The sequence below is a fragment of the Streptomyces sp. LMG1-1-1.1 genome (assembly GCF_040815545.1).
Classification (GTDB): domain Bacteria; phylum Actinomycetota; class Actinomycetes; order Streptomycetales; family Streptomycetaceae; genus Streptomyces.
In genome coordinates this window covers 286,018-312,296 of the sequence record NZ_JBFPNH010000001.1, presented here as the reverse complement: position 1 = coordinate 312,296, position 26,279 = coordinate 286,018, and the positions used below count along the sequence as shown (strand labels likewise).

The following is a 26,279-nucleotide window of genomic DNA, read 5'->3' as shown; positions in this document are numbered from 1 at the left end:
TGGGAGAAGACGGGCGGCGGGAGGTCAGCCGAGGAGGGACCGGCCGATGATCTCCTTCATGATCTCGGTGGTGCCGCCGTAGATGGTCTGGATCCGGCCGTCGGTGTAGGCACGGGCGACCGGGAATTCGCTCATGTAGCCGTATCCGCCGTGCAGTTGCAGGCAGCGGTCGGCGACGCGCTTCTGGAGTTCGGTCGCCCACCACTTGGCCATGGAGGCGTGGACGGCGTCGAGCGCGCCGTTCGCGTGCTCTTCGATGCAGCGGTCGACGAAGGTGCGGGTGACGGCGCACTCGGTGGCCATCTCGGCGATCTCGAAGCGGATGTGCTGGAGCCTGGCGAGGGGGCGGCCGAACGCCTCGCGTTCCTTGACGTAGCGGGTGGTGATCTCCAGGAGGTGCTCGGCCCCTGCGATGCCGGCGACGGCGATGGCCAGGCGCTCCTGGGCGAGGTTGGTCATCAGGTGCACGAAGGCGCCGTTGAGCTCGCCGAGCAGGTTCTCCCTGGGGACGCGGACGTCGGTGAAGAACAGCTCGGCCGTGTCCTGCGACTTCTGGCCGATCTTGTCAAGGTTCCGGCCGCGCTCGAAGCCCTCGGCGCCGCGTTCGACGACGAGCAGGGAGAGGCCGTGGGCACCGCCCTCAGGGGTGGTGCGGGCGACGACGACCACGAGGTCGGCGAGGATGCCGTTGGAGATGAAGGTCTTGGAGCCGTTGAGGATCCAGTGGTCGCCGTGGTCCTCGGCGGTGGTGCGGATGCCCTGGAGGTCCGAGCCGGCGCCGGGTTCCGTCATGGCGATGGCCGTGACGATCTCGCCGGAGCAGAAGCCGGGCAGCCAGCGCCGCTTCTGCTCGTCGGTGGCGAGCGAGGTGAGGTACGGGCCGATGATGTCGTTGTGCAGGCCGATGGCGAGGCCGGGCGCCCCGGCGCGGGTGAACTCCTCGGCGAGGACGGCGCCGTAGCGGAAGTCGGGGTTGCCGCCGCCTCCGTACTCCTCGTCGACGGCGAGGCCCAGCAGTCCCTGCCGTCCGGCGGCGAGCCAGACCTCGCGGGAGACGATGCCGTCCTTCTCCCACTGCGCGTAGTGCGGCAGCACCTCCTTCTCCAGGAAGGTGCGGACGACCGCCCGGAAGGCCTCGTGGTCGGCGGTGTAGAGCTGGCGCTTCATGCTTCGGTCTCCTCGGTCTGGGTCGGGCTCGCGAGGCCGGGTACGGCCCAGTCGCGGGCGACCTCGGCGGTGTGGGCACCGGGCAGGGCGGGGCCCGTGCGGAGGGTGCCGGGGGTGGCGGAGAAGCGGGGCGCGGGGGCGGGCTGGGCGATGCCGTCCCGCTCGGTGAAGGTGCCGCGGGCGGCGAGGTGCGGGTGGGCGGGCGCCTCGCGGAGGGAGAGGACCGGGGCGACGCAGGCGTCGCTGCCGTCGAAGACGGCGGTCCACTCCTCGCGGGTGCGGCCGCGGAAGGCGTCGGCGACGGCCTTGCGCAGTTCGGGCCAGCGGGCGAGGTCGTGGCGGGCGGAGGCGGCCTCGTCGACGCCGAGGAGGCGGACGAACTCCGCGTAGAACCGCTCCTCCAGGGCGCCGACCGCCATGTGCCCGCCGTCGGAGGTCTCGTAGACGCCGTAGAAGGGGCAGCCGCCGTCGAGGAGGTTGACGCCCCGCCGGTCCTGCCAGCCGCCGGCCGCGAGCATGCCGTGGATCATGGTGGTGAGGTGGGCGGTGCCGTCGACGATGGCGGCGTCGACGACCTGGCCCTCGCCGTGGGTCCGGGCGTGCTGGAGGGCGGCGAGGACGCCGATGACGAGGTAGAGGGAGCCGCCGGCGTAGTCGCCGACGAGGTTGGCGGGGATGGTCGGCGGGCCGTCCGGGTCGGGGCCGATCATGCCGAGGGCGCCGGTGATCGCGATGTATCCGATGTCGTGTCCGGCGGTGGGGGCGAGCGGCCCGTCCTGGCCCCAGCCGGTCATCCGCCCGTAGACAAGGCGCGGGTTGCGGGCGAGGCAGGCCTCGGGGCCGACGCCGAGGCGTTCGGCGACGCCGGGCCGGTACCCCTCGATCAGGACGTCGGCGCGTTCGACGAGGTCGAGCACGGTGGCGGGGCCTTCCTCGGCCTTGAGGTCGACGAGGACGGAGCGCTTGTTGCGGTTGGTCAGGTCGCGCGCCGGGTCGATGCCGAGTCCGGCGCCGCCGGGGCGGTCGACGCGCACGACGTCGGCGCCGAGGTCCGCGAGGACCATGGCGGCGAAGGGACCGGGGCCGATGCCGGCGAGTTCGACCACGCGTACGCCGGTGAGCGGGCCGGTCCCGGTGGTGTGCGTCGTGCTCATCGAGCCCCCAGGAGTGTGTGACACCAATGATGTAACACCGGAGATGCTAGGAACGTGTTCCACTCGGCACAAGCCCCCGAGCCGAGCAAGCGCTTGGAAATTGCCCGTCGTCCGACTTCCGCTATCCTCCGCCGACGACAACCGCGCGCGGCGGCGCGGCACGGCCGAAACGAGGGGCTGCATGGACACAGGGGCGGACAAGGGCCGCGAGGCGGGGGCGAGCCCGTCGGACGCGGTGGAGCGGGAGGCCGGGACGGGACCGTCCGACGCGGCCGAGCGGGAAACCGGGGCGGGGCCGTCGGACGCCGGCGCGCTGGAAACCGGGGCGGGGCCGTCGGACGCCGGCGCGCTGGAAACCGGGGCGGGGCCGTCGGACAGCGTCGAGCGGGACACCGGGGCGAGGCCGTCGGAGGTGCTGGGGCGGGACACCGAGGCGAGGCCGTCGGACGCCGTCGAGCGGGAGGCCGGGGCGAGGCCGTACGACGTGGTCCTCTTCGGTGCGACCGGGTTCGTGGGCGAGCTCACCGCGGAGTACCTCGCCGGTAACGCCCCGGCGGAGTGCCGCTGGGCGCTCGCCGGCCGCAACCGGTCGGGGCTCGCCTCCCTGCGCGACCGGCTCGCCGCCCGGTGGCCGCACTGCGCCGACCTGCCGCTCGTCGTCGCCGACGCCGACGACCCCGACTCGCTGCGCGACCTCGCCGAGTCCACCCGGGTCGTGGCCACCACCGTCGGGCCCTACGTCTGGTACGGCGACGGGCTCGTCGCCGCCTGCGCGGAGGCCGGGACGGACTGCGTGGACCTCACCGGCGAGGCCGAGTTCGTCGACCGGACCTACGTCCGCCACGACGCGCGCGCCAGAGAGACCGGCGCCCGGATCGTGCACGCCTGCGGCTTCGACTCCGTCCCCCACGACCTGGGCGCGTACTTCACCGTCCGGCAGCTCCCCGAGGGCGTACCGCTCCGAGTCGACGGCTTCGTCCGGGCCGGGGCCGCCTTCTCCGGCGGCACCTTCGCGTCCGCGCTCACCGCGATGGGCCGGGGCCGGGAGATCCTGCGAGCCGCGCACGAACGGCACCTGTACGAACCGCGGTTGGTGGGCCGCCGGGCCCGCGCGCCGCTGGGCGGACCCCGGTTCAGCACGGAGACGGGCACCTGGGCGCTCCCGCTGCCGACCCTCGACCCGCAGATCGTGGCCCGCTCGGCCGCGAGCCTGGAACGGTACGGGCCGGACTTCCGCTACCGGCACTACGCCTCCGTGAAGACCCTCCCGATGGCCCTCGGGGGCGCGGCCGCCGTCGGCGCGAGCGTGGCGGCGGCGCAACTCCCCTCCGTACGCGGCTGGCTGATGGAGCGTTACTCGGCGGGCGAAGGCCCTTCCGCCGAGCGGCGCGCCCGCAGCTGGTTCTCGGTCCGGTTCGTCGGCGAGGGCGGTGGACGACGGGTCTTCACCGAGGTGTCGGGCGGCGACCCCGGCTACGACGAGACGGCCAAGATGCTCGCCGAGTCGGCCCTCTGCCTCGCCTTCGACCCCCTGCCGAAGACCGCCGGCCAGGTGACCACGGCCGTCGCGATGGGCGACGCGCTCACCGACCGGCTGCGCGCGGCGGGCATCCGCTTCCGGGTGGCCCACCGGGGCTAGCCCGCGCCGGCGGGACGCGATCAGGGCCGTACGGGGAGTCAGGGCCGTACGGGGAGGACCGCGCCGCGCTCGACGCGGCGCGGGCGTCCGGTCATCCGAGCGTCCAGTCAGCGAGGACGTACAGGATGGCGCAGGCCCAGGCGAGGGCGGAGGCCCCGCCGACGGCGAGGGCGACGGTGAGACCACGGGGTGCGGGAACACGAGCTGTCATGACGCCCACTCTGCCGTGGGGGTATGACAACGGGCATCCGTACGGCTACTCACCCCGGGTACTCAGAGGGACCCGCCCGCCCCCAGCGCCTCCTTGAGCGCGCCGCGGCAGAGGGAGTCGGCGTGCCGGGTGGTCTCGGGCACGCGGTAGCGCGGGGAGAGGAGCAGGGTGTGGGCGCAGGCGTTGTCGAGGGAGACGCGGTGGCCCACGGACACGTAGACGGGCTTCACCCCCGCCTGGGTGCGCAGCGCCCTGCCGACCTCCTCGCCGTCGGCGAGCAGCGGGGCGAAGTCACCGCGCCCGTCGCCGGGTTGCTCGAAGGTGAAGGTGAAGGGGTTCTTGGCGACGCCGATGGACGGCCGTCCGGTGAGCACCCCGAGGTGGCTGGCGAGGCCGAAGCGGCGGGGGTGCGCGATGCCGTAGCCGTCGCAGACCAGGAGGCCCGGGTCGGCGGTCAGGGAGTCGAGCGCGGCGAGCACGGTCGGGATCTCCCGGAAGGCGAGGAGCCCGGGGACGTACGGGAACGAGACCCGGCCGACGGCCGTGGCCCGCTCCACCACCTCCAGGGTCCGCGCGTCGAGCACCACGGCCGCCGCGGCGACGAGGTCCCGCTCGTCGTCGTACGCCACGTCGAGCCCGGTGACGTTCCCCTCCCCCGGCACCGGCCCGCTCTCCCCGAGCACGAGCCGCTCCCGCAACTCCCGCTGCACGTCCCGCGCGGCACCCTCGTCGGCGGGCCAGCCCGCCGGAATCTCGATGATCGTCATGATGGGCCCACCCTAGGGGGCCTCTTGTCGCCGGGCGGCCTGCTCAGGGAGGTGGGCGGCGGCCGAACGGTCGCCGCGGGGCACGGGTAGCCTGGCGATCATGTTCGTACTGGAATTGACCTACACCGCACCCGTCGAGCGGGTCGACGCCCTCCTCGACGCGCACGTCGAGTGGCTCGACGCCCGGTACGCCGAGGGTGTGTTCCTGGCGTCCGGCCGGAAGAACCCGCGGGACGGCGGGGTGATCCTGGCCGCCGGGGTCGACCGCGCGGAGATCGAGAGGATCGCGGCGGCCGACCCGTTCAGCGTCGAGGGCGTGTGCGCGTACCGGATCACGGAGTTCTACGCGACCAAGACGGCCGACGGGATCGCCGCGTACCGGGAGCAACTGCCCTCCTAGGTCCTGTCCGAAAGTCGCGCCTGGCGCTGATTTCGGACGGGACCCGGTCCTTCGGTCGTCCTTCCTTACCGGCCCGGTCCTTCGGTCAGTCCTTCCTGAGCAGTCGCGCGATCCGGCCCTTCTCGCCGGAGGCCCAGCAGGAGCCGTCGGCGGTGCAGTCGACGGTGTCGTACGAGCCGGTGTCGACGGTCCGCCAGGTGCGGCCGCCGTCGGTGGTCAGGTCGGTGCCGGTGGGGCCGACGGCGAGGGCGGCCGCCTTGGCGTGCGGGAGCCAGGCGACGCCGGAGCGGTAGGCGGGCGGCGGTGTGGCCGAGGTGCGCCAGGTGCGGCCCCCGTCGTCGGTGACGGCGCCGGCCTGCGGGGAGGGCTGGTCCCTGCGGTAGTCGCCGCCGACCGCGATGCCGTGGGTGCGGTCGCGGAAGGCGAGCCCGAAGACGCCCTTGGCCGGGTCGCCGGCCGGGATCGGGGTGGTGGTGGCGGTCCAGGTCAGGCCCCAGTCGGCGGAGTGGAGGACCCGGGCCGCGGCACCGCCGCCGGTGGCGAGCCAGACGTCCCGGGGTCCCGCCGACACCAGGCACTGGCCGCTCGCCGCGAAGCCGGCCTCGCCGGGGAGGGCGTCCGGCATGCCGGCGGTGGGCTGGACCTGCCAGGACCGGCCGCCGTCGCGGGTGGCGAGGATGCGGTACTTCCCGTCGACCGGGTCGCTCATGGCGAGGCCGTGCCGGCGGTCGAAGAAGGTCATGCAGTCGTAGAAGGCGCGCGGGTCGGTGTTGCGGAAGGATTCGGTCCAGGTGGCTCCGCCGTCCTCGGTGCGCAGCACCCGCGAGGCCTCGCCCTCACCGATGGCCAGGACGACGGCCCGGCGGGCGTCGAAGGCCTGCACGTCACGGAACTCCAGGTCGCCCGCGCCCGCCGGCGAGACGTCTCGCCAGCTCCGGCCGCCGTCGGTGGTGCGCAGGACCGTGCCCCGGGAGCCGGCGGCCCAGGCGGTGGAACGGTCGACCGCCGCGAGCCCGCGGAAACGGGCGTCGGTACCGGTCGGTGTCAGGTGCCAGCCGGCCGCGGCCGCGGGGGTCTCCCCGGCGCGCGCGGGTGCCGCGAGGGTGAGCGCGAGCGCCGCCCCGATCAGCCCCACCGACATCATTCGTCTCGTCTTCCCCATGGACGTCATGGCGCCGGAAGCTAGTGCCCCAGGACGGTCCCCGTCCAGGGTGCGTCCCGCGGCGGGCGTTCCTAGGCTGGGTCGCATGAGCGAGCGAACGGACGAGCGGGCGGGCGACGAGCAGCCGAAGCTCAAGGAGTACGAGGGCGAGGGCATCACCGTCACCTTCGAACCGCGCCGCTGCCTGCACGCGGCCGAGTGCGTCCACGGCCTGCCGGAGGTCTTCGACTTGTCCCGGCGCCCCTGGGTGCTGCCCGACGCGGCCGAGCCCGGCCAGGTCGAGCGGGTCGTCCGCCGCTGTCCCTCCGGGGCACTGCAGTACCACCACCGCCCGGCGGACGCCGCCGTCGAACCCCCGGACTCCCCCACCACCGTGCGCCGCAGCCCCTCCGGGCAGCTCGTGCTCCGCGGGGACCTACTGGTGACGGGCGCGCACGGGGACCGGCACGAGACCCGGGTGGTGCTCTGCGGCTGCGGGGCCTCGGGGAACCAGCCGTACTGCGACCACTCCGGCCCGTGCGCCGAACCGGACGACGACGTGGCCGACGAGCGCTGACCGCCGGGCGCCGCCCCGGAAGCCTCCCGCCGCCCCCCGCCGTTCCGTCCGTGGCGCTGACCTCCCGGCGCCTCCCGACCTTCCGTCCGTGGCCCCGGCCTCCCGCCGCCTCCCGCCGATCCGTCCGTGACACAGGTCACGTGGGCGGCGAGTGCACGTTCCGGCCGTCCCGCTCGTCCTCCCTGGTGTCAGGTGCCCTGGTGTCGGGGAGACGCACAGGATCCGAAGCCCGCGTGAGAGGAGCCGGTCTTGTCCGCCGTCATCGAACAGTCCCTCCAGGCCCGTCTGGTCGCATCCGCTCCCCGTATGGAGACCGTTCCCGCGACCCTGCGGTACGACCGCGAGGACCCGTACGCCGTGAGCATGGCGTTCCCGCCACCGGCGACCCTGGAGGGCGTCGAGGTGTCCTGGGCGTTCGCCCGTGAGCTGCTCGTCCAGGGGGTCGAACGGCCGGCCGGGGTCGGTGACGTGCGCCTGCGTCCGTACGGGTACGACCGCACGGTGGTCGAGTTCCACGCCCCCGAGGGGGTGGCCATGGTCCATGTCAGGACGTCGGAACTGCGCCGTTTCCTGGAGCGGGCGGAGCACCTGGTGCCGGCCGGGCGCGAGCACCAGTACCTGGACTGGGACCAGGACCTGGCCGAGCTGCTCCGCGACCACCCGTAGCGGATCCGCCGTAAATCGTTTGCCCCTCTGCCGGTCCCGGTCGTACCGTCGTCCTTGACCTTGTCGTCACCCGATCGGAGAAGGACGTTGCTCGTCTGAGGTTGCGAGACACCGCGCCGCGCGTGCCCCCTGTGCCGCGTGTGCCGTTCTCGACCTCGGCGTACGAGCCGTTCCTCACACTGCCCGCGCCCCGGTGTCTCGCGTCGCCCCCATTTCCACGCTCGCGCGACCGGGAGGCCTCCATGGCGCATCACCCCACCTTCATCACCTGTTCCTCGCTCTCCTTCTCCTGGCCTGACGGCACCGAGGTCCTCGACGACTTCCGGCTCACGGTCGGCCCCGGCCGCACCGGGCTCGTCGGCCTCAACGGCTCCGGCAAGTCCACGCTCCTGAAGCTCGTCGCCGGCGAGCTCACGCCCGCCTCCGGCGCGGTCCGGGTCACCGGCGAACTCGGCTACCTGCCGCAGAACCTGGTCCTGGACACCGAACGGCGGGTCGACGAGATCCTCGGCATCGCCGCCAAGCGTGCGGCCCTGCACGCCATCGAGGCGGGCGACCCGGCGGAGGAGCACTTCACCGCCCTCGCCGACGACTGGGACGTGGAGGAGCGGGCCCGGGCCACCCTCGACCAGCTCGGGCTCGACCACGTCGGCCTGGACCGGACGGTGGGCGAGATCTCGGGCGGCGAGTCGGTGCTGCTGCGGCTGGCCGCCCTGCTGCTCGCCCGGCCCGACGTGCTGCTGCTCGACGAGCCGACCAACAACCTGGACCTGCACGCGCGCGCCCGCCTGTACGAGGCGGTGGAGAACTGGTCCGGGGTCCTGGTCGTGGTCAGCCACGACCGCGAACTCCTGGAGCGCGTCGACCAGATCGCCGACCTGCGCGACGGCACGATCACCTGGTACGGCGGCAGCTGGTCCGCGTACGAGACGGCGCTCGCCGCCGAACAGGACGCGGCGGAGCGGATGGTGCGCGTCGCCGAGGCCGACGTGCAGCGCCAGAAGCGGGAACTGGTCGACACGCAGGTCAAGTCGGCCCGGCGCAAGCGGTACGGACAGAAGAGCTCCGAGAACAAGGTCGCCTCCAAGATCGTGGCGAACGGCCGGAAGAGGGACGCGCAGGTCACCGCCGGCAAGCAGCGCACGCTGCACTCCGAGCGCCTCACGGAGGCCCGGGAGCGGCTCGACGCCGCGGTGGAGGCGGTGCGGGACGACGACGAGATCCGCGTCGAGCTGCCCCGCACTTCGGTGCCGCCGGGGCGCGAGGTCCTGTTCCTGCGCGACCTGGAGCTGCGGTACGGGGCCCGCGTCGGGGGCGGGTTCGAGCTGCGCGGCCCGGAGCGGATCGCGCTGGTCGGCCGGAACGGGGCCGGGAAGACGACGCTGCTGCGGACGATCGCCGGGGAGTTGGAGCCACTGGCGGGCGAGACGGAGGCACGGGTGCCGCTCCGCTTCCTTCCCCAGCGGCTCGACGTCCTCGACGACGGGCTGAGCGTGGTGGAGAACGTGGCCCGCTTCGCGCCCACGGCGACGGGGAACGCGATCAGGGCGAGGCTGGCCCGGTTCCTGTTCCGGGGGGCGCGGGCCGATCAGGCCGTGGGCACCCTGTCGGGCGGCGAGCGGTTCCGGGCGACGCTCGCCGCGCTGCTCCTCGCGGAGCCTGCCCCGCAGCTGCTGATGCTGGACGAGCCGACGAACAACCTGGACATGGCGTCCGTACGGAAACTGACGGACGCCCTCGACGCGTACGAGGGGGCCCTGATCGTGGCGAGCCACGACGTGGCGTTCCTGGAGTCGCTCGGGATCACCCGGTGGCTGCTGCTCGACGGTGAGTTGCGGCCGACGACGGCGGAGGAGGTACGGGAGACGGTGGCGGTACCGCGCTAGCGGGGTCGGGTCCGCGCCGGCGGTGGCGGAATGACACGAGCGGTACGGCGCTAGCGGTGGAGTAACGCCCAGGACTTGGTGCCGCCGCCGGGAGTGAGGACGGGGGCGAGCCCCCAGTCGCCGCCGTGCGAGTCGACCGCCGCGGCCAGCAGCCACATGCTGCGGCTGCGGCGGTCGCGGCATTCCTCGGCCGCGGCGGGCGCGGCGTGGGCCGGATGCTGGTCGTAGACCACGATCCGCAGCGCCTCGTACTGCCAGCGGACGCGCAGGATCATCTCGCGGTCGGGGGTGAACCGGTAGGCGCCTGCGACGAGTTCGGACGCGGCCAGGGCGGCGGTCTCGTTGAGGTCGGACAGGCCGTGACGATTCAGGAGCGAGGTGACGGACTCGCGCGCGAGTCCGGCGCAGTAGGCGCCGCCGGGGAGCAGCATCGAGTAGCTGAGGTTCTCCGTGGCGGGGGGTATGGGTCCGGCCGCGGCGGCGGACGGGAGGCAACGCAGGGCGCCCTTCATCGGGTTGCTCACATTTCCTGTGCATGGGGGGTTCCTGCACACGGCCTCGGTAGCGCCGTGTGAGACTTGCGCTACCGACCGTAGCGCACGACCGGAGCACAGTGCTACTACTTGCAGGTACTCACCGCATTTCGGCCAAATCGACGCCTCTCCGGGCCGTCGCGGTCACGGAGCGAAGGGAAGACGGAGCGTGCCACCCAGGAGCAGCCCGACCGCGCGACAGCAGCGACTCGGGAGCGAACTGCGCAAACTGCGCGAACAGTCGGGGATGTCGGCCCAACAGGCCGCCGCCCTCCTGGGCGTCGACCGCACCCGGATCCCGCACATCGAGGCCGGCCGCTTCGGGATCAGCGCCGAGCGCGTCCGGACCCTGGCCTTCAACTACGGCTGCCCGGACACCGCGCTGGTCGACCTACTCGCCGCGATGGCCCAGGAACGGGACCGGGGCTGGTGGGAAGGACACCGGGGCCTGCTGCCGCCCGCGCTGATCGACATCGCCGAACTCGAGTTCCATGCCTCGGAGTTGCACACCGCCGTCACCACCCACATCCCGGGCCTCCTACAGACCGAGGAACACGCGCGGGCCGTCTTCGACACGGCCGTCCCACCCCTGCCGGCGCCCGACCTGGAGGCCCGGCTCTCCCTGCGGCTGCGCCGCCAGGAGGTCCTGCACCGCGACCGGCCCGTGCGCTACGAGGCCGTGATCCACGAGGCGGCGCTGCGCATGCAGTTCGGCGGCCCGAAGGTGACGCGGGGCCAGCTGGAGCACATCCTGGCGCACACCGGACGCGATACCGTCTCCGTCCGCGTGATCCCCTTCGCCGCGGGGGGTTTCCCGGGCGCCGGCCAGTCGTTCACCTATGTGTGCGCGCCCGTGCCGCAGCTCGACACCGTGCAGCTCGACTCCTCCCACGGCTCGCTCCTCCTCGACACCGGCATGCAGCTGCGCCGGTACCGCGGCCTGCTGGACCGGCTGCGCGGGCTCGCGCTGCCGGAGGCCGAATCCCGCGCGTTCGTCCGAGCCATAGCCCAGGATCTGTGAAGGACCCCTCACCATGAACAGCATCACCGACTCCCCCGCCGCCCCGGCCGCCCCGGCCGTCGAGATCGACTGGAACGCCCCCTTCTGCAGCGAGGGAGCGAACTGCTTCCGCTTCGGTGTGGACGACTCCGGGCACGCGTACATCGGCTCGACGCTCGCCCCCGGCGCGTACGTCAGCGACTCGGTGGAAGCGCTGCGGGCACTGATCTCCGCGGTGAAGGCCGGCGCCGCCGACCACCTGCTGTGAGCTGCCGCGCCTGCGCTGCGTAGTGGTCCCGACGTCCACCGACGGCCTCCGGGGACGTGACCTGGGTCTCCGACACCCTCGCCGAGCAGCGCACATAACGGAACGTAACCGGACATCGCCGGGACGGGCTTGGCCGACGCCTTACGGAGCCTTAACCTACGGTCTCGTAACCTACGAATCCGTAGGTATGCCCGTATGCCCCCCCCGCTCCCCGTCCCCAGGAGTCCCCGTGACGCTCACTTCTCCCCCCCTCGGCAGCTCGACAGGGTGGACCGACGCTCGGCTGCTCTACGCGCTGGAAGAGGTCGTGGAGAAGGAGCTCAACCGGCACCTCAAGGTCACCAAGGACTGGATGCCGCACGAGTACGTGCCCTGGTCCGACGCCCGGAACTTCCCCGGCTTCTTCGAGGACGGCGAGGCCTGGGACCCGGCGCAGTCCAAGGTGACCGACATCGGCAAGATCGCCCTCGTCGTGAACCTGCTCACCGAGGACAACCTCCCGAGCTACCACCACGAGATCGCCAGCCTCTTCGGCCGCGACGGCGCCTGGGGCACCTGGGTGCACCGCTGGACCGCCGAGGAGGGCCGCCACGGCATCGTGATGCGCGACTACCTGCTCGCCTCGCGCGCCGTCGACCCGGACAAGCTGGAGCAGTTCCGGATGGCGCACATGAGCGAGGGCTTCGAGTCCGACAACCGGCACTCGATGCTGCACTCGGTGGCGTACGTCGCCTTCCAGGAGCTCGCGACCCGCATCTCGCACCGCAACACGGGCCACCACTCCGGCGACCCGGTGTGCGAGCGGATGCTCTCCCGCATCGCCACCGACGAGAACCTGCACATGGTCTTCTACCGCAACCTGCTCGGCGCGGCCTTCGAGATCGCCCCCGACCTGACCATGCAGGCCGTGCGGGACGTCGTGGTCAACTTCCGGATGCCCGGACACGGCATGCCCGGCTTCGAGCGGGCGGCGGCGCAGATGGCGATCGGCGAGATCTACAACATGCGCATCCACCACGACGACGTCCTCCAGCCCGTCCTCCGCTTCCTCAAGGTGCTCCAGATCGACGGTCTGGGCCCCGAAGGACTGCGCGCGCAGGAGGAGCTGGGTCTCTACATGAACGGTCTGGACAGCGAGGCGAGCAAGTTCGACGAGAAGCTCGCGGCGCGCAAGGCCCGCATGGCGGCCCGAGCGGCCGGCTGACCCACCGGCAGGGTCCGACCCGGAACGCGGGGCGGCTCAGCGGCTCTGCCGCTTGAGCCGCCCCCGCTCCTTTTCGGAGAGGCCGCCCCACACCCCGAACCTCTCGTCGTGGCGGAGCGCGTAGTCCAGGCACTCCACGCGCCCCTCGCACGCCCCGCACAGCTGCTTGGCCTCGCGCGTCGACGAGCCGGGGGCCGGGAAGAAGAACTCGGGCCCGGCCTGGGCGCACAGGGCGTTCTCGCGCCAGGCGAGGTCGGGAGCGGTCAGCGTGTCGGTATCCGTCTGCATGGCTCCTACGGTGCCGCCACCGCGTAAACGAGCCATCAACGTTCGATCAATGGCGTGTACCCGGTGCCGCCCCAGGCGTTTCGCCGGTGCCGTCCGAGGCGTTTCGGCCGCCCGCCTCCCCCTTCCCGGAAGCGGGTCGACCAGGCGGTTCCCAGGGTGTGGGAGCACGTGTGAACGTCGTGTTTCCGACCCGGCGCAAGCCCCGTGCCGACTCCCGCCATGTGGCAGCGTGGGAGCCCGATCACCCACGGGGAGCGAACCCTATGACGACCGAGGCCGGCATCGTCCGACCCCCGGCGGGCGCCCAGGCGGTCCGCCGCGCACTGGACGTGCTGCACTGTTTCCACGACAACGGACCCGACCTGAGCGCCTCCGACCTCGCGCGCCGGCTCGGCCTCTCCACCTCCACCGCGCACCGGCTGGCCCGGACCCTGCTCGGCGCCGGCTTCCTCGAACAGGACGCGCGCACCGCCCGCTACCGGCTGGGCCCCGCGACGACCGAACTCGGCCGTCTCGCGTACCACCAGCGGGGGCTCCACCTGGCCGAGCCCGAACTGTCCGATCTGGCCGAACGGACCGGAGCGACGGCCGACCTGGCGCTGCGCAGCGGACCGTACGCGGTGATCGTGGCGGGCGGCCCGGTGACCCCGAAGGTGGGCCTGCGCCGGCCGCTGCACACCACGGCGCCGGGGAGGGTCCTGCTCGCCTGGCCCCAGGCGGGCGAGGCCGGGCCGTGGTCGCCGCCGGGGCCGTACGCGCTCACGGGACCCACGACCCTCGAGCCTCCCGCACCGGCGGCCGAGCTGGCACGCGTACGGGAGTCCGGGTACGCGCTCGACGACGGTGGGTCGGCCCTCGGGATACGCACCGTGGCCGTCCCGGTCATGGAGCGGGCGGGGCACGCGCGCTTCGCGCTCGCCGTCCGCGCGACCCCGGAGCTGATCACCGACGCCCGGCTCGACTGGTACCTGGCGCAGGCACGGGCCTGCGCCCGCGCCCTGGAGGTGCTCCTCCTCGCGCCGGCGGAGCGCCGGGACCCGGGAGAGCGGGCCGGGTAGGGCCACGGCCGCACACAGATATCCGCACGGTCGTGCGTTCAGTACGATGGGGGGATGAGCGGCGAGACCAGGACCAAGACCGACGGGCGCGTCGAGCGCGGCAACCAGACCCGGCGCCTGGTGCTCGGCCGGACCATGGACATCGCCTCCGTCGAGGGCCTCGAAGGGCTGTCCCTCGGACGGCTCGCCACCGAGCTCCAGCTGAGCAAGAGCGGCGTCTTCGCCCTCTTCGGCTCCAAGGAGGAGCTCCAGCTCGCCACGATCCGCGCGGCCGTCGCCGTCTTCGCCGACCGGGTCGTCGCGCCCCTCGCGGACGTGCCGCCGGGCGCGCCGCGGGTGCGCGACCTCTGCCGGAACTGGCTCGCGTACTCCTCGGAGCGGGTCTTCGCCGGCGGCTGCTTCTTCTACGCGGTCTCGGCCGAGTTCGACGCGCGGACGGGCCCGGTCCACGACGCCGTCGCCCGGACCAGGCTCGACTGGAGCGCCTACGTGGAGCGCTCGCTGACCGAGGCGCGCGCCGCGGGCGACTTCGCCGCCGACCTGGACGTCGAGCAGCTGGCCTTCGAGGTGATCGCCCTCATGGAGGCCGCCAACGCGCAGTCGGTCCTCTTCGGCGAGACCTCGGCGTACGCCCGCGCCGACCGCGGCATCACCGCCCGGCTGCGCGCGGAGGCCACCGACCGAGGCCGCACGGCACTGGCCGACACGGCCTGAGACCCGACGCCGGCGGAGGACATGCACCCGCCGACCACCCGCCGGTGCAGCGCACGCCACGCCGCCGACCACCCGCGGCGCAGCACACGCCACCCCGCCGACCACCCGCCGACGTCGAGTCCGAGGACCCCGCGGCCCTCAACCCGCCGCGACCCGGCCTTCCGGCTTCGCGACCACCGGTTCCGTGAGGGAGCCGGCGGTCACGAACTCCACGGTTTCGGCGACGACTTCGGGGTCCGTGAGGATACGGCGGTGGCCGAGTCCCCGGGTGACGACGAGCCGGGCGCGGTCGCCGTGCGCGCGGGCGAGCAGACGCGCCTGGGCGAGGGGCACCATGTCGTCGCCCTCGTCGTGGAACAGGAGGACGGGCGCCCCGAGTTCGCCGGGGTCCCGGTCGGCGCCGAAGCGGTCCCAGATGCCGGGCTCGTCGGGTGCGAGGCGGCGTTCGACGTGGTCGCGCATGCACTGGACCACCCGGTCGTCGATGCCGAGACCGGCCTGGAAGCCGGCGAGCAGCAGGTCGAAGGAGCCGACGCCGCCGATCCCCACGAAGCGGGCGGTGCGCACCCCGTCGCGGAGGGCGAAGAGGGCGGCGAGGGCGCCGAAGGAGTGGGCGACGACGGCGTCGAAGTCGCCGTGCCGGGCGTGCAACTCCCGGATGACCTCACGGTATTCGAGGATGTTGCTGGCCCGCCCCTGGGCCTCTCCGTGGCCGGGCGCGTCGAAGGTGACCGGGCTGTACCCGCGGGCGATCAGCTGCTCGGCGAAGGCGGTGAGGCGCGAGGCGCGCGAGGACCAGCCGTGCACGAGCAGGACGGGCCGCCGGCCGTCGCCCCATTCGTAGGTGACGACCTCCTTGCCCCGGACCCGGAGACGGCCGGTGCGCGCGGCGGCGAACAGGTCCCGCTCACCGGGCTTGAGCCGGGCCCGTCCGAGCGGGCGCACGAAGAGGTGGAAGGCGAGGCGGCCGGCCGGTCCGGGGGCGACGCGGGCGGCGGCGTTCAGGGTCGTGCGTACGAGCGGAGCCATCGGGTACATGCCGGTTCTCCTCGGTCGTCCTGGCTGTAGAAAAATGCTAGCACGATCGTTCGTATTGTTTTAGGATAGAAGAAGAGGCGGGGCGGCGCCGACCCGGAAGGTGCCGCCCCGCCCCTGCCGACCCACCCAGGGCCCGCGGGCCCGGAGCCCACGCCCTACCGCCACCCAGACCTCCCCTACGCCTCCTCCCCCGCCTCCTCCTTCGGCTTCTTCGCCCGGCTCGGCTGCACCCGCTTCGGCTCGCCCGGCATCTTCGGGTACTCCGGCGGGTACGGCAGGTCGCCCAGGCCGTGCTCCGCCTCGTCGCGCCGGGCCAGTTCGAGCAGGGGTTCCAGGCTGAACCGCTCGTCGTCCATGTCGGCGTGGACGTCGCCGACCTCGGCGTACCGGACGGGCATCGTCCTGATGTCGAAGTCCCGCGGCACGGCGTCGTCGATCTCCTCCCAGCGCAGCGGCGCCGAGACGGGGGCGTGCGGGCGGGGGCGTACCGAGTAGGCGGAGGCGATGGTGCGGTCCCGGGCGGTCTGGTTGTAGTCGACGAAGATCCGCTCCCCGCGCTCCTCCTTCCACCACTTGATGGTGACCCGCTCCGGCATCCGCCGTTCCAGCTCGCGGCCGCAGGCGATGGCGGCCCGCCTGACCTGCGTGAACGTCCACTCGGGGATGATCGGTACGAAGACGTGGAGGCCGCGCCCGCCGGAGGTCTTCGGCCAGCCGCGCAGCCCGTGCTCGTCGAGGACGGCGCGGAGTTCGTGGGCGGCGCGGACGGCGTCGGCGTAGTCCGTGCCGGGCTGGGGGTCGAGGTCGATGCGGAGTTCGTCGGGGTGGTCGGTGTCGTCCCGGCGCACCGGCCAGGGATGGAAGGTGACGGCGCCGAGGTTGGCCGCCCAGAGCACGGCCGCCGGCTCGGTGGGGCACATCTCGTCGGCCGAACGGCCGCTCGGGAAGGTGATGTGGGCCGTCGGGATCCAGTCGGGCAGGTACTTCGGCGCGCGCTTCTGGAAGAAGGACTCGCCGGTCACCCCGTCGGGGTAGCGCTCCAGGGTGGTGGGACGGTTCCGCAGGGCGCGGGTGATGCCGTCACCGACGGCCAGGTAGTAGGTGACCATGTCGAGCTTGGTGTAGCCGGGCTCGGGGAAGTAGACCTTGTCCGGGTTCGAGACCCGTACGGTCCGGTCGCCGACTTCCAGTTCGAGCGCTGCCGCCTTGCCTGCCATGCGGGTCAGCCTAGGGCTCGCCGACAACTCACGCATACCGGACAATCGCCCCATGGATCTTCCGGTGATGCCCCCCGTGAAACCGATGCTCGCCAAGGCCGTGAAGCGGATCCCGCCCGGGATGCAGTACGAGGCGAAGTGGGACGGCTTCCGCGCGATCGTGCACCGGGACGGGCCGGAGCTCGTCATCGGCAGCCGCACCGGCAAGCCCCTCACCCGCTACTTCCCCGAGCTCGTCGAGGCGCTCGCGGACCGGCTGCCGCAGCGCTGCGTGGTCGACGGCGAGATCGTCATCGAGCACGACGGACACCTCGACTTCGACCGGCTCACCGAGCGGATCCACCCGGCCGAGTCCCGGGTCAGGATGCTGGCCGCCACCACTCCGGCCCGGTTCGTCGCCTTCGACCTGCTCGCCCTCGGCGAGGTCCCGCTGCTCGACGTCCCCCTGAGCGAACGGCGGACGGCCCTGGAGCGCGTCCTCGAAGGGGTCGACGCCCCGGTCCACCTCGCGCCGGCGACCACGGACGCCGCACTCGCCGCCCGCTGGTTCGAGCAGTACGAGGGGGCGGGCCTGGACGGGGTGATCGCCAAGCCCCTCGACCTGCCGTACCGCCCGGACGCCCGCCTCATGTACAAGATCAAGCACGAGCGGACGGCCGACGTGGTGGTGGCCGGGTACCGCTTCCACAAGAGCGGGCCGGTGGTCGGATCCCTGCTGCTCGGCCTGTTCGACGACGGGGGCGTGCTCCAGCACGTCGGCGTGTGCGCGGCGTTCACCGCGCAGCGGCGCGCCGAGCTGATCGAGGAGTTGGAGCCGCTCCGGATGGACCCGCCGGACGGACACCCGTGGGCGGCCTGGACGGAGGAGGCCGCGCACGCGGGGGCACGGCTGCCGGGTGCACCGAGCCGCTGGTCGGGCAAGAAGGACCTGTCGTGGGTGGCGCTGCGGCCGGAGCGGGTCTGCGAGGTCGGCTACGACCACATGGAGGGGGACCGCTTCCGCCACACGGCCCAGTTCAAGCGGTGGCGCCCGGACCGGGAGCCGGAGTCCTGCGGCTACGGGCAGCTGGAGGAACCGGTCTCGTACGACCTGGCCGAAATCCTCAGGTAGACCCCGTACGTCCCGGGAGACCCGCGGGCCCCAGGGCCCCCACGGGCACAGCAGCGGCCCGACCGGAAGCCTCTCGACCACGGAGTGAGATCCTTCACATTCCCGCGGCCGTCCAGGGGGCCCGACACCCCTCCGACGGGACCGCGTTCGACGCGCTTCCGGACGATACGCAAGGTCGGTACACAATCGGCGGCCCGGTCGCGCGCCCCCGCACCTGCGGGAACGTCCCCGTGCCCGACCGGCGGCGGCCGGCGGTCGGCCCGCGGGGCGCCGCCGTGTTCGACCGGGCGCCCCGCGCGCCGTCGCACAGCCGCGACCGACCCGTGCCGGAACCTGTACCGGCATCCGGTACGTATGGAGAGGAGAACCTCCCGCACCCTTCCCGGACCGACTAGGACTGACCCGTGATCACCTCCCCCTCGCCCCTCGTCCCCGTCCCGATCCCCGACCGCGTGGCCGCGATGATCGGCTCCTGCCTCCCGCTGCACGTCCTCCAGGCCGAGGTCGACGCGGACTGCGCGGCGCGCGAGGTGTACCGGTTCCGGGGTCCGCTGTGCGCGGAGGACCGGGCGGACCGCGAGCACGCGCTCGCCGCGCTGGCACGGGCCAACAAGATCCTCGCCAAGCACCACCCCCAGCTGCCCGTCACCCCCTGACAGGCCGCCGCGGGGGTCCACCTGTTCGGGCGTCCCCCGCATGCACGCGCACGGTGCCGGTGTGACGCTGCGAAGGTGACCACGACCAGCGACGCAGCGCCCGCGCCCTCGGCCGCCACCGAGCCACCCGTGCTCGACAGCCGCCGCCGCAACATCGTCTTCGGCACGATCATGCTGGGTGTCCTCCTGGCCGCCCTCGACCAGACGATCGTCGGTACCGCCCTGCCCACCATCGTCGCGGACCTGGGCGGCGCCGCCCACATGTCGTGGGTGGTCACCGCGTACCTGCTCGCGGAGACGGTCGCGACCGTCCTCGTCGGCAAGTTCGGCGACCTCTTCGGCCGCAAGGTGATCTTCCAGATCTCCGCGGTCGTCTTCATCACCGGCTCGTTCCTGTGCGGACTCGCCACGAACATGACGCTGCTGATCGTCTGGCGCGGCCTCCAGGGCGTCGGCGCCGGCGGCCTCATGGTCACCTCGATGGCGCTCATCGCCGATGTGATCCCCCTGCGCGAGCGGGGCAAGTACCAGGGCGCGATCGGTGCGGTGTTCGGTGTCTCGACCGTCATCGGCCCGCTCCTCGGCGGCCTGTTCACCGACCACCTGACGTGGCGATGGGCCTTCTACGTCAACGTCCCCATCGCGATCCTCGTCGTCATCGCCGCCGCCCGCACGATCCCCTCCGTGCGCTCCGCGAGCCGCCCCGTCATCGACTACGCGGGCATCGCGCTCGTCGCCGCCGGTTCCAGCGCCCTGATCCTGGCCACCAGTTGGGGCGGCAACGAGTACGCCTGGGGATCCGCCGTCATCATCGGGCTGTTCGCCGGCGGCTTCATCGCGCTGGCCCTCTTCTGCTGGGTGGAGACCCGGGCGGCCGAACCCATGCTGCCCATGCGGCTGTTCCGGAACCCCGTCTTCACCGTGTGCTCCGTACTCAGCTTCGTGGTCGGCTTCGCCATGCTCGGCGCGATGACCTTCCTGCCGACGTACCTCCAGTACGTCGACGGGGAGTCGGCGACCATGTCGGGCATCCGCACCCTCCCCATGGTCGTCGGTCTGCTCATCGCCTCGATCTTCAGCGGCAACGTCGTCAGCAAGACCGGCCAGTACCGCATCTTCCCGATCGCCGGCTGCCTGGTGATGGGCGTCGGCCTCTACCTCCTCTCGCTCATGGGCCCCGAGACCGGCACCTGGCTCGAATCGCTGTACATGTTCGTCCTCGGCACCGGCATCGGCCTGTGCATGCAGGTCCTCACGATCGCCGTGCAGAACACCGTCGAATACGCCGACCTCGGCACCGCCACCTCCGGTGTCACCTTCTTCCGCACCCTCGGCAGCTCCTTCGGCACGGCGGTCTTCGGCACGATCTACGCCAACTCCCTCAGGCCCGACCTCACCGCGGGCGTCGCCGAGGCCGCCGCCGTCGCCGGGAGCCTCGGCGTCGACCCGGCGGGGATCGCACAGGCCGCGCAGAGCCCGGCCGGCGTGCACGGGCTCCCCGACCAGGTCGCCGAGCCGATCGTCCAGGCCTACGCCGACACCCTCCACACCGTCTTCCTCTGGACCGTGCCGGTCGCCGCCGTCGGCTTCCTCGTCGCCCTCTTCCTCAAGCAGGTCGAGCTCCACGACTCGGCGCGCGCCGGCGCCCCCGACATGGGCGAGGGCTTCGGCTCCCCCACCATGTCCGGCGACTCGGAGAAGCTCCTCGAACTGTCCGTCGGCCGGATCCTGCGCCGCCAGGACATGGAGACGGCCCGCCGGATCGTCGGCGCCTCCGACACCCGCCTCGACTTCGCCGGCGCCTGGGCGGTCATGCAGGTCGAGCTCTACACCCGGACCGTCGGGCACGCCAGCCTCGGCCTGATCTCGGCCGGGCGGCGCGTCCCCCCGGAGGTCCTCCTGCCCGTCTTCGACCGGATGGTCGACGAGGGTTTCCTCACCCGCGACGGCAACCTCCTCTCCCACACCACGGCCGGCAAGCGCGAGGCGGACGTCATCACGCACGCCTGGGGCGACTGGCTCTCCGACGTCGTCGCGCGGGAACGCGGCCGCCCCACCGGTCCCGAGCTGCGGATCGCCACCGACTCCATCGCCAAGAAGATCGTCGCCGAGGACCTCGCCAGCGGCATCCCCCGCACACAGGAGACGGCCAGCGTGGGCTCCCGCTGAGCCCGAGCCCCGGCCACCACCCCACCGCCCTCGCCCCGGCGCGACCCGCGCTTGCCCCCTGGGCGCTCTCTTGCCCATCACGCCGGGCTCGGCGGAGCACCAGCAGCAGCGGTGCCACCGCCATCAGTTCGCCCAGGGCGCCGGTCCACAGGGCCGTGCGCACGCCCGCGTACTGGCCGAGGAGGCCGCCCGCCAGAGCGCCCAGGGGCATGCAGCCCCAGACCAGGAAACGGAAGGTCGCCGTGACGCGGCCGAGCAGCGGGGCGGGGGTGCGGCGCTGGCGCAGCACCACCGAGTTGATCTTGAAGGTCATGAAGGCGGTCCATCCGAGCCCCTGGAGCACGCACGCCAGCGCGTACCGCCCGTCGGCCTGGAAGAACGGCAGCGCGAGCAGCCACAGCACGCCGCTGGCCACGACGGAGGCGCACATCGCGCGCGCCTCGCCGAGGCGGGCGGAGATCCGGGTCGTCAGGAGGCTGCCCAGGAAGCCGCCGACCGCCTCCGCCGTGAACACGAGCCCGCACAGGAACGGCGACAGGCCCAGGTCTCCCGCGAGCAGCACGAGGAGCATCGAGGTGCAGATCGTGCCGCACAGGTTGGAGATCGCGGCAGTGAGCGTCAGCCCCCGGAGCAGGCGGTCGCGCCACACGAACCTCAGGCCCTCCGCGATCTCGTCCCGCAGCCGGGTGCCGGGGACCGGCGCGGGCCGGGGGTCGGGACGGCGGATCCGGGAGAGGAGGAGCGCGGAGGCGAGGAAACTGACGGCGTCGACGGCGAGCGCCACCGGGGCGGTCACCGCGGCGACGAGCGCGCCGCCCACTCCGGGACCCCCCGCCGCCGTGACCGTGCGGGTCGCTTCGAGCGCCACGTTCGCCTCCACCAGCCGGTCCTCGTCGACCAGTCGGGGCAGATGGCTCTGGTACGCGATGTCGAAGAAGGCCGTGCAGACCGAAAGGCCGAAGGCCACCCCGTACACCTGGGGAAGGTCAGGACCCCGAGCCACGCGGCGAGCGGCAGGGTGGCGAGGAGCGCGGCCCTGCCGAGGTCGCCCACGAGGCCCGGGGCATCGCCCTGGACGGCGGCGGGATCACCCTCGCCCCGAGCGTCTTCACGACCCGCTGCGTGCTGCTCCCGGGGCGGGACTCCGGGCCGGGACGGCCCGGCACCGCGCCGTGCCTCGTCTATCCCGCGCGGGCCGTCGGCACCCTGTGGGAACGGCGTGCCGAGCCGGGCGACGGGCTCGCGCGGCTCCTCGGGCGCAGCCGGGCGGGGCTCCTGGGGCGTACGAGCACCCCGACCACCACCACGGGCCTCGCCCTGCAGACGGGGCTGAGCCCCGGCGCGGTCTCGCAGCACCTCGCGGTCCTGCGGGACGCGGGCCTGGTGACCTCGCACCGGTACCGGCGCGAGGTGTACTACCGGGCCGGCGAACTCGGCCTGGCCCTCCTCGGGCCGAGCTCCCAGGACGGCCCGGGATGACGGGCAAGAGGCCCCGCCGGACAGGGCCGAGACGCCTCCTAGTCGATGAAGTCGCCGTCCACGTACACCCAGGCGCCGTCGTGGCGGGCGAAGCGGCTGCGCTCGTGGAGGGTGCCGGGTTCGCCGTCGTGGACGAAGCGGGCGGTGAAGGTGACGGTGCCGTGCTGGTGGAAGGCGGTGCCGTCGGTGGCGGCCTCGATGTCCAGGCCGGCCCAGCGCAGCGCGGGGTCGAAGTCGACGTCGTGGGGCCGGGTCGCCGGCGCCCAGGTCCGGAGCAGGTACGCCTCGTCGCGGACGACGAAGGCGCTGTAGCGGGACCGCATGAGGAGCTCGGCGGTGGGCGCGGTGGCGCCGGTCCCGGTGTGGAAGCGGCCGCAGCACTGGCCGTACGCGGCGTCGAGGCCGCAGGGACAGGGCGAGGTCGCGGTCACGGCGGGCGCGGCGGCCGTGGTCGTACGGGGGCGGGGCTTGCGTCGGGACATGGCGCCATTCTCGCGCACCGCGGCGGCGGGACGGCGCCCGGCATGTGGACGCCCTGGTGGACGTCCGGTGGGAATCCCGCTGCTCAGAGGGCGCGTCCGAGTAGCGTACGACCATGAAACTGACGATTCTCGGAGGCGGCGGATTCCGGGTGCCGCTGGTGTACGGGGCCCTGCTCGGCGACCACGCCGAGGGGCGGGTCACCCACGTCACCCTGTACGACCTGGACGACGCGCGGCTGTCGGCCATCGCCGGGGTGCTCGCGGAGCAGGGCTCGGGGGTGCCGGACGCGCCCGTGGTGACGGCGACGACGGATCTGGACGAGGCGCTGCGCGGGGCCGACTTCGTGTTCTCGGCGATCCGGGTCGGCGGGCTTGAGGGCCGCGCGGCCGACGAGCGGATCGCGCTCGCCGAGGGTGTGCTCGGCCAGGAGACGGTGGGCGCGGGCGGCATCGCGTACGGGCTGCGGACCGTGCCCGTGGCGGTGCACATCGCGCGCAGGGTCGCCGAACTCGCCCCGGACGCCTGGGTCATCAACTTCACGAACCCGGCGGGGCTGGTCACGGAGGCGATGTCCCGGATCCTCGGCGACCGGGTCGTCGGCATCTGCGACTCCCCCGTGGGCCTGGGGCGCCGGGTCGCCCGGCTCGTGGGCGCGAACCCGGCCGAGGCGTGGATCGACTACGTGGGCCTCAACCACCTGGGCTGGCTGCGGGGGCTGCGGGTCGGCGGGCGGGACCTGCTGCCGGGCCTGCTGGCCGACGAGGCGGCGCTCGGCTCCTTCGAGGAGGGCCGGCTGTTCGGGCCGGAGTGGCTGCGTTCGCTCGGCGCGATCCCCAACGAGTACCTGCACTACTACTACTTCAACCGGGAGGCGGTCCACGCCTACCGGGCCGCCGAGCGGACGCGCGGCGCCTATCTCCGCGACCAGCAGGCCGGCTTCTACGAGGAGGCGGCCAAGCCCGACGTGTCGGCGCTCGCCGCCTGGCACCGTACGCTCGCCGACCGGGAGGCGACCTACATGGCCGCCAACCGGGAGGCCGCGGGGACCGGGGACCGCGACGAGGAGGACCTGGAGTCGGGTGGCTACGAGAAGGTGGCGCTGGCGCTGATGCGGGCCATCGCGCGGGACGAGCGCGCCACCCTGATCCTCAACGTGCGCAACGGCTCGACGCTCGCCGCGCTCGACGCGGACGCAGTGATCGAGGTGCCGTGCTCGGTCGACGCGAACGGCGCCCACCCGGTGTCGGTGGCCCCGCTGCCGTACCACGCCGTCGGTCTGGTGACGGCGGTGAAGGCCGTCGAGCGGGAGGTCCTCGCGGCGGCGGAGAGCGGCTCGCGGGCGACGGCCGTGAAGGCCTTCGCGCTGCACCCGCTGGTCGACTCGGTGGCGGTGGCCCGCCGGCTGGTGGACGGCTACCGGGCGGAGCACCCGGGACTTGCGTATCTGCGGCACTGAACCGTCGCCGAGTCGTACGGCCGGCGAACATCTTTACGGGGCGGGGGGCGCGGCCTAGGCTCGCGCCCCATGACCTCACAGCGCAACGGAGCACACAGAGGCCTGGCCAGGATCGTCGCGGTCTGTCTGCTGGCCGCCGGACTCGTGGGAGCGGGACCGGCGGCCGCGGAGACCCCGACGCCAGGTGACGGTCCCGTCGTCGTCCCCGTCCAGACGACCGGGCCAGCCGACCGGCGGTTCAACCTGGTGTTCATGGGCGACGGTTACACCGCAGAGGAGATGCCCGCGTTCCGGGCCGACCTCGAACGGCACCTGAACACGCTGTGGAGCATCGAGCCGTTCGCCTCGTACCGCTCGTACGTCAACGTGTGGTCGGTGGAGGTCCCTTCGCCGGAGTCGGGCGTCGACTGCGACCCGGCGCTGACCGCCCCGGCCCGTGACACCCCGCTCGGCATGGGCTTCTGGGGCGGCTGCAACCCGGACAGCGTGCAGCGGCTGCTCACCGTCGACAGCCGCAAGGCCGCCGCGCTCGCCGACCTGGTCCCGGGCACCACCCGCGCCAACCGGCAGATCGTCGCACTGGCCCACAGCTCCACCTACGGGGGCGCAGGCGGAAGTTACGCCACGGCCTCCGGCGGCAACGCGCTCTCCTCCCTCATCACCCCGCACGAGATAGGCCACTCGCTCGGCGGTCTCCAGGACGAGTACGACTACTACGCGCGCGGAGTGCCGGGCGAGGCCTATTCCGGGCCGGAGCCCAGCTCCGCCCACCACACCCTCCTGACGGAGGAGGAGATGACGCGGCAGCGGGCCAAGTGGTGGCGCTGGCTCGGCGAGGAGAGCGAGGCCGGCGGGGTCATCGGGCGCCACGAGGGCGGCCTGTACAGCACGAAGGACGTCTGGCGTCCGAGCCGCCACTCCCTCATGAAGACGCTCGGCTACGCGTTCGACCAGGTGGAGCGCGAGGTGATGGTCAAGGCCATCTCGGCGAAGGTGAACCTGGTCCAGGACCACACGCCGAACACCGCGCCGATCGGCGCGGACCGCACCGTGTGGGTGGACACCCTGCACCCCGTGGGCGGCGCGCTCGCGGTCACCTGGCGGCTGGACGGCCGTGCCCTCGCCACGCGCGGGGCGCGCACCGTCGACCTGCGGCGCCTCGGCGTCTCCCCCGGTGCGCACACCCTGACGGCGACGGTGACCGATCCGACGCCCTTCGTCCGCGACCCCGAGGTCCGCGCCTCGACCGCGCTCACCCGTACGGTCACCTGGTCGGTGGACCCTTCGCTCGGCACGCGGGAGGAGCCGGTGGAGGCCGCGTTCACCGGGCACACCCCCACCGGGCAGCCGGTCGGCGCCCGGTCGGTGGTCCACGCGGACACCACGCATCCGGCGGACCGCACCCCGGCCGTGCACTGGCGCCTCGACGGCCGGCCGGTGCGCCCGGGCGGCCGCAACGACCGTGACCTGGACCTGGGTTCGCTCCGTCTCGCGCCCGGCACGCACACGCTGACCGCACGCATCCCGGGGACGGCCGAGGAGTTGTGCTGGACGGTGGACGCCCGCCCGGCGACGGCCTCGTACGAACTGTCCACGCCGCTGCGCACGGTCCGGCGGACGGACGGGCCCGACGAGTACGTCTACGACGGGCCGTTCACGATGCGGCTGACCGCGCGGGACGACCAGGAGGGCGCCGTGGTCAGTCAGTTCCGGGTCGACGGCGACGGCTGGTACACGTACTACGGCTGGCCGACGGACGCGGACGCGCCGTTCCGTTTCTCGCCCGGCGGCACCGTGATCGACGACCTGGTGTACGGGAAGCTGGGCCGGAGCCGTGCGGTGCCGTGGGACGACGCCACCCCGGACTACGGCACGCACACCGTCGAGTACCGCACGATCGACGCGGCCGGGAACGTGGGCCGCGCGCGGAGCTTCCTGGTGACCCTGGTGAAGCCGTAGGGAGCGTCCGGCACGGGAAGCGAACGGGGCCCGTGGAC

26 protein-coding genes and 1 pseudogene are annotated in these 26,279 nt (G+C 73.2%); 16 read left to right on the top strand and 11 right to left on the bottom strand.

Annotated features, from left to right (window positions below; translation table 11 throughout):
* Window positions 1–24: 24 nt before the first annotated feature.
* Both MRBLMG1_RS01280 and MRBLMG1_RS01275 read right to left on the bottom strand, forming a co-directional pair.
* Window positions 25–1,167: an acyl-CoA dehydrogenase family protein gene (locus MRBLMG1_RS01280; protein WP_367819806.1), complete on the bottom strand. Its 1,143-nt coding sequence runs from the start codon at window positions 1,165–1,167 to the stop codon at window positions 25–27.
* A complete protein-coding gene (locus tag MRBLMG1_RS01275; RefSeq protein WP_367819804.1) occupies window positions 1,164–2,321 on the bottom strand; it encodes a CaiB/BaiF CoA transferase family protein in 1,158 nt (385 codons plus the stop codon). Before MRBLMG1_RS01275 ends, MRBLMG1_RS01280 begins: the two co-directional genes overlap by 4 nt.
* Before the next feature lie 181 nt (window positions 2,322–2,502).
* Between MRBLMG1_RS01275 and MRBLMG1_RS01270 the strand changes: the two genes are divergently transcribed.
* On the top strand, window positions 2,503–3,960 hold the full coding sequence (locus MRBLMG1_RS01270) for a saccharopine dehydrogenase family protein (protein WP_367819802.1): 1,458 nt from the start codon (window positions 2,503–2,505) through the stop codon (window positions 3,958–3,960).
* Between the two features lie 91 nt (window positions 3,961–4,051).
* On the opposite strand, the gene mmpA is transcribed toward MRBLMG1_RS01270, so the two are convergent.
* The gene (mmpA, locus tag MRBLMG1_RS01265) at window positions 4,052–4,171 is read right to left on the bottom strand and encodes a morphogenic membrane protein MmpA (protein ID WP_367819800.1); all 120 of its coding nucleotides are present in this window, start codon (window positions 4,169–4,171) and stop codon (window positions 4,052–4,054) included.
* A gap of 62 nt (window positions 4,172–4,233) precedes the next feature.
* Window positions 4,234–4,938, bottom strand: a complete 705-nt coding sequence (locus MRBLMG1_RS01260; RefSeq protein ID WP_367819798.1) for an endonuclease V — start codon at window positions 4,936–4,938, stop codon at window positions 4,234–4,236.
* 100 nt (window positions 4,939–5,038) lie between these two features.
* On the opposite strand from MRBLMG1_RS01260, the gene MRBLMG1_RS01255 reads away from it, so the two are divergent.
* Window positions 5,039–5,338 (top strand): YciI family protein, encoded by a 300-nt coding sequence (locus MRBLMG1_RS01255; protein WP_367819796.1) that lies wholly within the window; start codon window positions 5,039–5,041, stop codon window positions 5,336–5,338.
* Between the two features lie 85 nt (window positions 5,339–5,423).
* Here MRBLMG1_RS01255 and MRBLMG1_RS01250 read toward each other — a convergent pair whose 3' ends face one another.
* Window positions 5,424–6,509 (bottom strand): WD40/YVTN/BNR-like repeat-containing protein, encoded by a 1,086-nt coding sequence (locus tag MRBLMG1_RS01250; RefSeq protein ID WP_367819794.1) that lies wholly within the window; start codon window positions 6,507–6,509, stop codon window positions 5,424–5,426.
* A gap of 76 nt (window positions 6,510–6,585) precedes the next feature.
* Here MRBLMG1_RS01250 and MRBLMG1_RS01245 point away from each other — a divergent pair, with 76 nt between their 5' ends.
* The 3 genes from MRBLMG1_RS01245 (at window position 6,586) to MRBLMG1_RS01235 (ending at window position 9,608) form a co-directional block, all read left to right on the top strand.
* Window positions 6,586–7,056: a (4Fe-4S)-binding protein gene (locus MRBLMG1_RS01245; RefSeq protein ID WP_367819792.1), complete on the top strand. Its 471-nt coding sequence runs from the start codon at window positions 6,586–6,588 to the stop codon at window positions 7,054–7,056.
* Window positions 7,057–7,305: 249 nt separating this feature from the next.
* On the top strand, window positions 7,306–7,722 hold the full coding sequence (locus tag MRBLMG1_RS01240) for an SsgA family sporulation/cell division regulator (protein WP_367819790.1): 417 nt from the start codon (window positions 7,306–7,308) through the stop codon (window positions 7,720–7,722).
* A gap of 242 nt (window positions 7,723–7,964) precedes the next feature.
* Complete coding sequence (locus MRBLMG1_RS01235) at window positions 7,965–9,608, top strand: ABC-F family ATP-binding cassette domain-containing protein (protein ID WP_367819788.1); 1,644 nt, start codon at window positions 7,965–7,967, stop codon at window positions 9,606–9,608.
* A 50-nt stretch (window positions 9,609–9,658) separates the two neighbouring features.
* On the opposite strand, the gene MRBLMG1_RS01230 is transcribed toward MRBLMG1_RS01235, so the two are convergent.
* Window positions 9,659–10,132 (bottom strand): ATP-binding protein, encoded by a 474-nt coding sequence (locus MRBLMG1_RS01230; RefSeq protein ID WP_367819786.1) that lies wholly within the window; start codon window positions 10,130–10,132, stop codon window positions 9,659–9,661.
* Between the two features lie 178 nt (window positions 10,133–10,310).
* On the opposite strand from MRBLMG1_RS01230, the gene MRBLMG1_RS01225 reads away from it, so the two are divergent.
* The 3 genes from MRBLMG1_RS01225 to MRBLMG1_RS01215 all read left to right on the top strand — a co-directional run bounded on the left by MRBLMG1_RS01225 (window position 10,311) and on the right by MRBLMG1_RS01215 (window position 12,613).
* A complete protein-coding gene (locus MRBLMG1_RS01225) occupies window positions 10,311–11,162 on the top strand; it encodes a helix-turn-helix domain-containing protein (RefSeq protein WP_367819785.1) in 852 nt (283 codons plus the stop codon).
* 13 nt (window positions 11,163–11,175) lie between these two features.
* Window positions 11,176–11,409 carry a hypothetical protein gene (locus MRBLMG1_RS01220; protein ID WP_367819783.1) on the top strand — a complete coding sequence of 78 codons (234 nt, stop codon included), beginning with the start codon at window positions 11,176–11,178 and terminating at the stop codon, window positions 11,407–11,409.
* Between the two features lie 229 nt (window positions 11,410–11,638).
* Window positions 11,639–12,613, top strand: a complete 975-nt coding sequence (locus tag MRBLMG1_RS01215) for an acyl-ACP desaturase (RefSeq protein ID WP_367819781.1) — start codon at window positions 11,639–11,641, stop codon at window positions 12,611–12,613.
* Between the two features lie 36 nt (window positions 12,614–12,649).
* Here the strand turns inward: MRBLMG1_RS01215 and MRBLMG1_RS01210 are convergent, their stop codons facing one another.
* Complete coding sequence (locus tag MRBLMG1_RS01210) at window positions 12,650–12,901, bottom strand: WhiB family transcriptional regulator (RefSeq protein ID WP_367819780.1); 252 nt, start codon at window positions 12,899–12,901, stop codon at window positions 12,650–12,652.
* A gap of 263 nt (window positions 12,902–13,164) precedes the next feature.
* Between MRBLMG1_RS01210 and MRBLMG1_RS01205 the strand changes: the two genes are divergently transcribed.
* A complete protein-coding gene (locus tag MRBLMG1_RS01205) occupies window positions 13,165–13,959 on the top strand; it encodes an IclR family transcriptional regulator (RefSeq protein WP_367819778.1) in 795 nt (264 codons plus the stop codon).
* Window positions 13,960–14,013: 54 nt separating this feature from the next.
* The gene (locus MRBLMG1_RS01200; RefSeq protein ID WP_367819776.1) at window positions 14,014–14,673 is read left to right on the top strand and encodes a TetR/AcrR family transcriptional regulator; all 660 of its coding nucleotides are present in this window, start codon (window positions 14,014–14,016) and stop codon (window positions 14,671–14,673) included.
* A gap of 138 nt (window positions 14,674–14,811) precedes the next feature.
* Here the strand turns inward: MRBLMG1_RS01200 and MRBLMG1_RS01195 are convergent, their stop codons facing one another.
* Window positions 14,812–15,711 carry an alpha/beta hydrolase gene (locus MRBLMG1_RS01195; protein ID WP_367819774.1) on the bottom strand — a complete coding sequence of 300 codons (900 nt, stop codon included), beginning with the start codon at window positions 15,709–15,711 and terminating at the stop codon, window positions 14,812–14,814.
* 176 nt (window positions 15,712–15,887) lie between these two features.
* Window positions 15,888–16,928 carry a non-homologous end-joining DNA ligase gene (gene ligD / locus MRBLMG1_RS01190; RefSeq protein ID WP_367819772.1) on the bottom strand — a complete coding sequence of 347 codons (1,041 nt, stop codon included), beginning with the start codon at window positions 16,926–16,928 and terminating at the stop codon, window positions 15,888–15,890.
* A 52-nt stretch (window positions 16,929–16,980) separates the two neighbouring features.
* Between ligD and MRBLMG1_RS01185 the strand changes: the two genes are divergently transcribed.
* The 3 genes from MRBLMG1_RS01185 to MRBLMG1_RS01175 all read left to right on the top strand — a co-directional run bounded on the left by MRBLMG1_RS01185 (window position 16,981) and on the right by MRBLMG1_RS01175 (window position 20,864).
* The gene (locus MRBLMG1_RS01185; RefSeq protein WP_367819770.1) at window positions 16,981–18,039 is read left to right on the top strand and encodes an ATP-dependent DNA ligase; all 1,059 of its coding nucleotides are present in this window, start codon (window positions 16,981–16,983) and stop codon (window positions 18,037–18,039) included.
* A 461-nt stretch (window positions 18,040–18,500) separates the two neighbouring features.
* Window positions 18,501–18,695: a hypothetical protein gene (locus MRBLMG1_RS01180; RefSeq protein WP_051034050.1), complete on the top strand. Its 195-nt coding sequence runs from the start codon at window positions 18,501–18,503 to the stop codon at window positions 18,693–18,695.
* A 75-nt stretch (window positions 18,696–18,770) separates the two neighbouring features.
* Window positions 18,771–20,864, top strand: coding sequence for an MDR family MFS transporter (locus MRBLMG1_RS01175; RefSeq protein ID WP_367819769.1), 2,094 nt, complete (start codon window positions 18,771–18,773; stop codon window positions 20,862–20,864).
* Between the two features lie 88 nt (window positions 20,865–20,952).
* Here MRBLMG1_RS01175 and MRBLMG1_RS01170 read toward each other — a convergent pair.
* Window positions 20,953–21,831 (bottom strand): annotated as a pseudogene (locus MRBLMG1_RS01170) (MFS transporter); the annotation flags it as partial.
* A gap of 155 nt (window positions 21,832–21,986) precedes the next feature.
* On the opposite strand from MRBLMG1_RS01170, the gene MRBLMG1_RS01165 reads away from it, so the two are divergent.
* The gene (locus MRBLMG1_RS01165) at window positions 21,987–22,343 is read left to right on the top strand and encodes an ArsR/SmtB family transcription factor (RefSeq protein WP_367819767.1); all 357 of its coding nucleotides are present in this window, start codon (window positions 21,987–21,989) and stop codon (window positions 22,341–22,343) included.
* Window positions 22,344–22,381: 38 nt separating this feature from the next.
* Here MRBLMG1_RS01165 and MRBLMG1_RS01160 read toward each other — a convergent pair whose 3' ends face one another.
* The gene (locus tag MRBLMG1_RS01160) at window positions 22,382–22,825 is read right to left on the bottom strand and encodes a YchJ family protein (RefSeq protein ID WP_367819766.1); all 444 of its coding nucleotides are present in this window, start codon (window positions 22,823–22,825) and stop codon (window positions 22,382–22,384) included.
* A gap of 113 nt (window positions 22,826–22,938) precedes the next feature.
* On the opposite strand from MRBLMG1_RS01160, the gene MRBLMG1_RS01155 reads away from it, so the two are divergent.
* Both MRBLMG1_RS01155 and MRBLMG1_RS01150 read left to right on the top strand, forming a co-directional pair.
* Window positions 22,939–24,282 (top strand): 6-phospho-beta-glucosidase, encoded by a 1,344-nt coding sequence (locus MRBLMG1_RS01155; protein ID WP_367819765.1) that lies wholly within the window; start codon window positions 22,939–22,941, stop codon window positions 24,280–24,282.
* Window positions 24,283–24,351: 69 nt separating this feature from the next.
* Entirely contained in the window at window positions 24,352–26,241 is a 1,890-nt protein-coding gene (locus MRBLMG1_RS01150; RefSeq protein WP_367819764.1) for a M64 family metallopeptidase, read from the top strand.
* The last annotated feature ends 38 nt before the right edge of the window (window positions 26,242–26,279 follow it).

What these genes read in the sequence shown, in the direction of transcription:
- MRBLMG1_RS01210 (WP_367819780.1), bottom strand. Translation starts at nt 12,901, where the DNA reads ATGCAGACGGATACCGACACGCTGACCGCTCCCGACCTCGCCTGGCGC.
- MRBLMG1_RS01200 (WP_367819776.1), top strand. Translation starts at nt 14,014, where the DNA reads ATGAGCGGCGAGACCAGGACCAAGACCGACGGGCGCGTCGAGCGCGGC.
- MRBLMG1_RS01275 (WP_367819804.1), bottom strand. Translation starts at nt 2,321, where the DNA reads ATGAGCACGACGCACACCACCGGGACCGGCCCGCTCACCGGCGTACGC.
- MRBLMG1_RS01150 (WP_367819764.1), top strand. Translation starts at nt 24,352, where the DNA reads ATGACCTCACAGCGCAACGGAGCACACAGAGGCCTGGCCAGGATCGTC.
- MRBLMG1_RS01280 (WP_367819806.1), bottom strand. Translation starts at nt 1,167, where the DNA reads ATGAAGCGCCAGCTCTACACCGCCGACCACGAGGCCTTCCGGGCGGTC.
- MRBLMG1_RS01185 (WP_367819770.1), top strand. Translation starts at nt 16,981, where the DNA reads ATGGATCTTCCGGTGATGCCCCCCGTGAAACCGATGCTCGCCAAGGCC.
- MRBLMG1_RS01195 (WP_367819774.1), bottom strand. Translation starts at nt 15,711, where the DNA reads ATGTACCCGATGGCTCCGCTCGTACGCACGACCCTGAACGCCGCCGCC.
- ligD (WP_367819772.1), bottom strand. Translation starts at nt 16,928, where the DNA reads ATGGCAGGCAAGGCGGCAGCGCTCGAACTGGAAGTCGGCGACCGGACC.
- MRBLMG1_RS01180 (WP_051034050.1), top strand. Translation starts at nt 18,501, where the DNA reads ATGATCGGCTCCTGCCTCCCGCTGCACGTCCTCCAGGCCGAGGTCGAC.
- MRBLMG1_RS01255 (WP_367819796.1), top strand. Translation starts at nt 5,039, where the DNA reads ATGTTCGTACTGGAATTGACCTACACCGCACCCGTCGAGCGGGTCGAC.
- MRBLMG1_RS01235 (WP_367819788.1), top strand. Translation starts at nt 7,965, where the DNA reads ATGGCGCATCACCCCACCTTCATCACCTGTTCCTCGCTCTCCTTCTCC.
- MRBLMG1_RS01220 (WP_367819783.1), top strand. Translation starts at nt 11,176, where the DNA reads ATGAACAGCATCACCGACTCCCCCGCCGCCCCGGCCGCCCCGGCCGTC.
- mmpA (WP_367819800.1), bottom strand. Translation starts at nt 4,171, where the DNA reads ATGACAGCTCGTGTTCCCGCACCCCGTGGTCTCACCGTCGCCCTCGCC.
- MRBLMG1_RS01270 (WP_367819802.1), top strand. Translation starts at nt 2,503, where the DNA reads ATGGACACAGGGGCGGACAAGGGCCGCGAGGCGGGGGCGAGCCCGTCG.
- MRBLMG1_RS01245 (WP_367819792.1), top strand. Translation starts at nt 6,586, where the DNA reads ATGAGCGAGCGAACGGACGAGCGGGCGGGCGACGAGCAGCCGAAGCTC.
- MRBLMG1_RS01155 (WP_367819765.1), top strand. Translation starts at nt 22,939, where the DNA reads ATGAAACTGACGATTCTCGGAGGCGGCGGATTCCGGGTGCCGCTGGTG.
- MRBLMG1_RS01160 (WP_367819766.1), bottom strand. Translation starts at nt 22,825, where the DNA reads ATGTCCCGACGCAAGCCCCGCCCCCGTACGACCACGGCCGCCGCGCCC.
- MRBLMG1_RS01205 (WP_367819778.1), top strand. Translation starts at nt 13,165, where the DNA reads ATGACGACCGAGGCCGGCATCGTCCGACCCCCGGCGGGCGCCCAGGCG.
- MRBLMG1_RS01250 (WP_367819794.1), bottom strand. Translation starts at nt 6,509, where the DNA reads ATGACGTCCATGGGGAAGACGAGACGAATGATGTCGGTGGGGCTGATC.
- MRBLMG1_RS01260 (WP_367819798.1), bottom strand. Translation starts at nt 4,938, where the DNA reads ATGACGATCATCGAGATTCCGGCGGGCTGGCCCGCCGACGAGGGTGCC.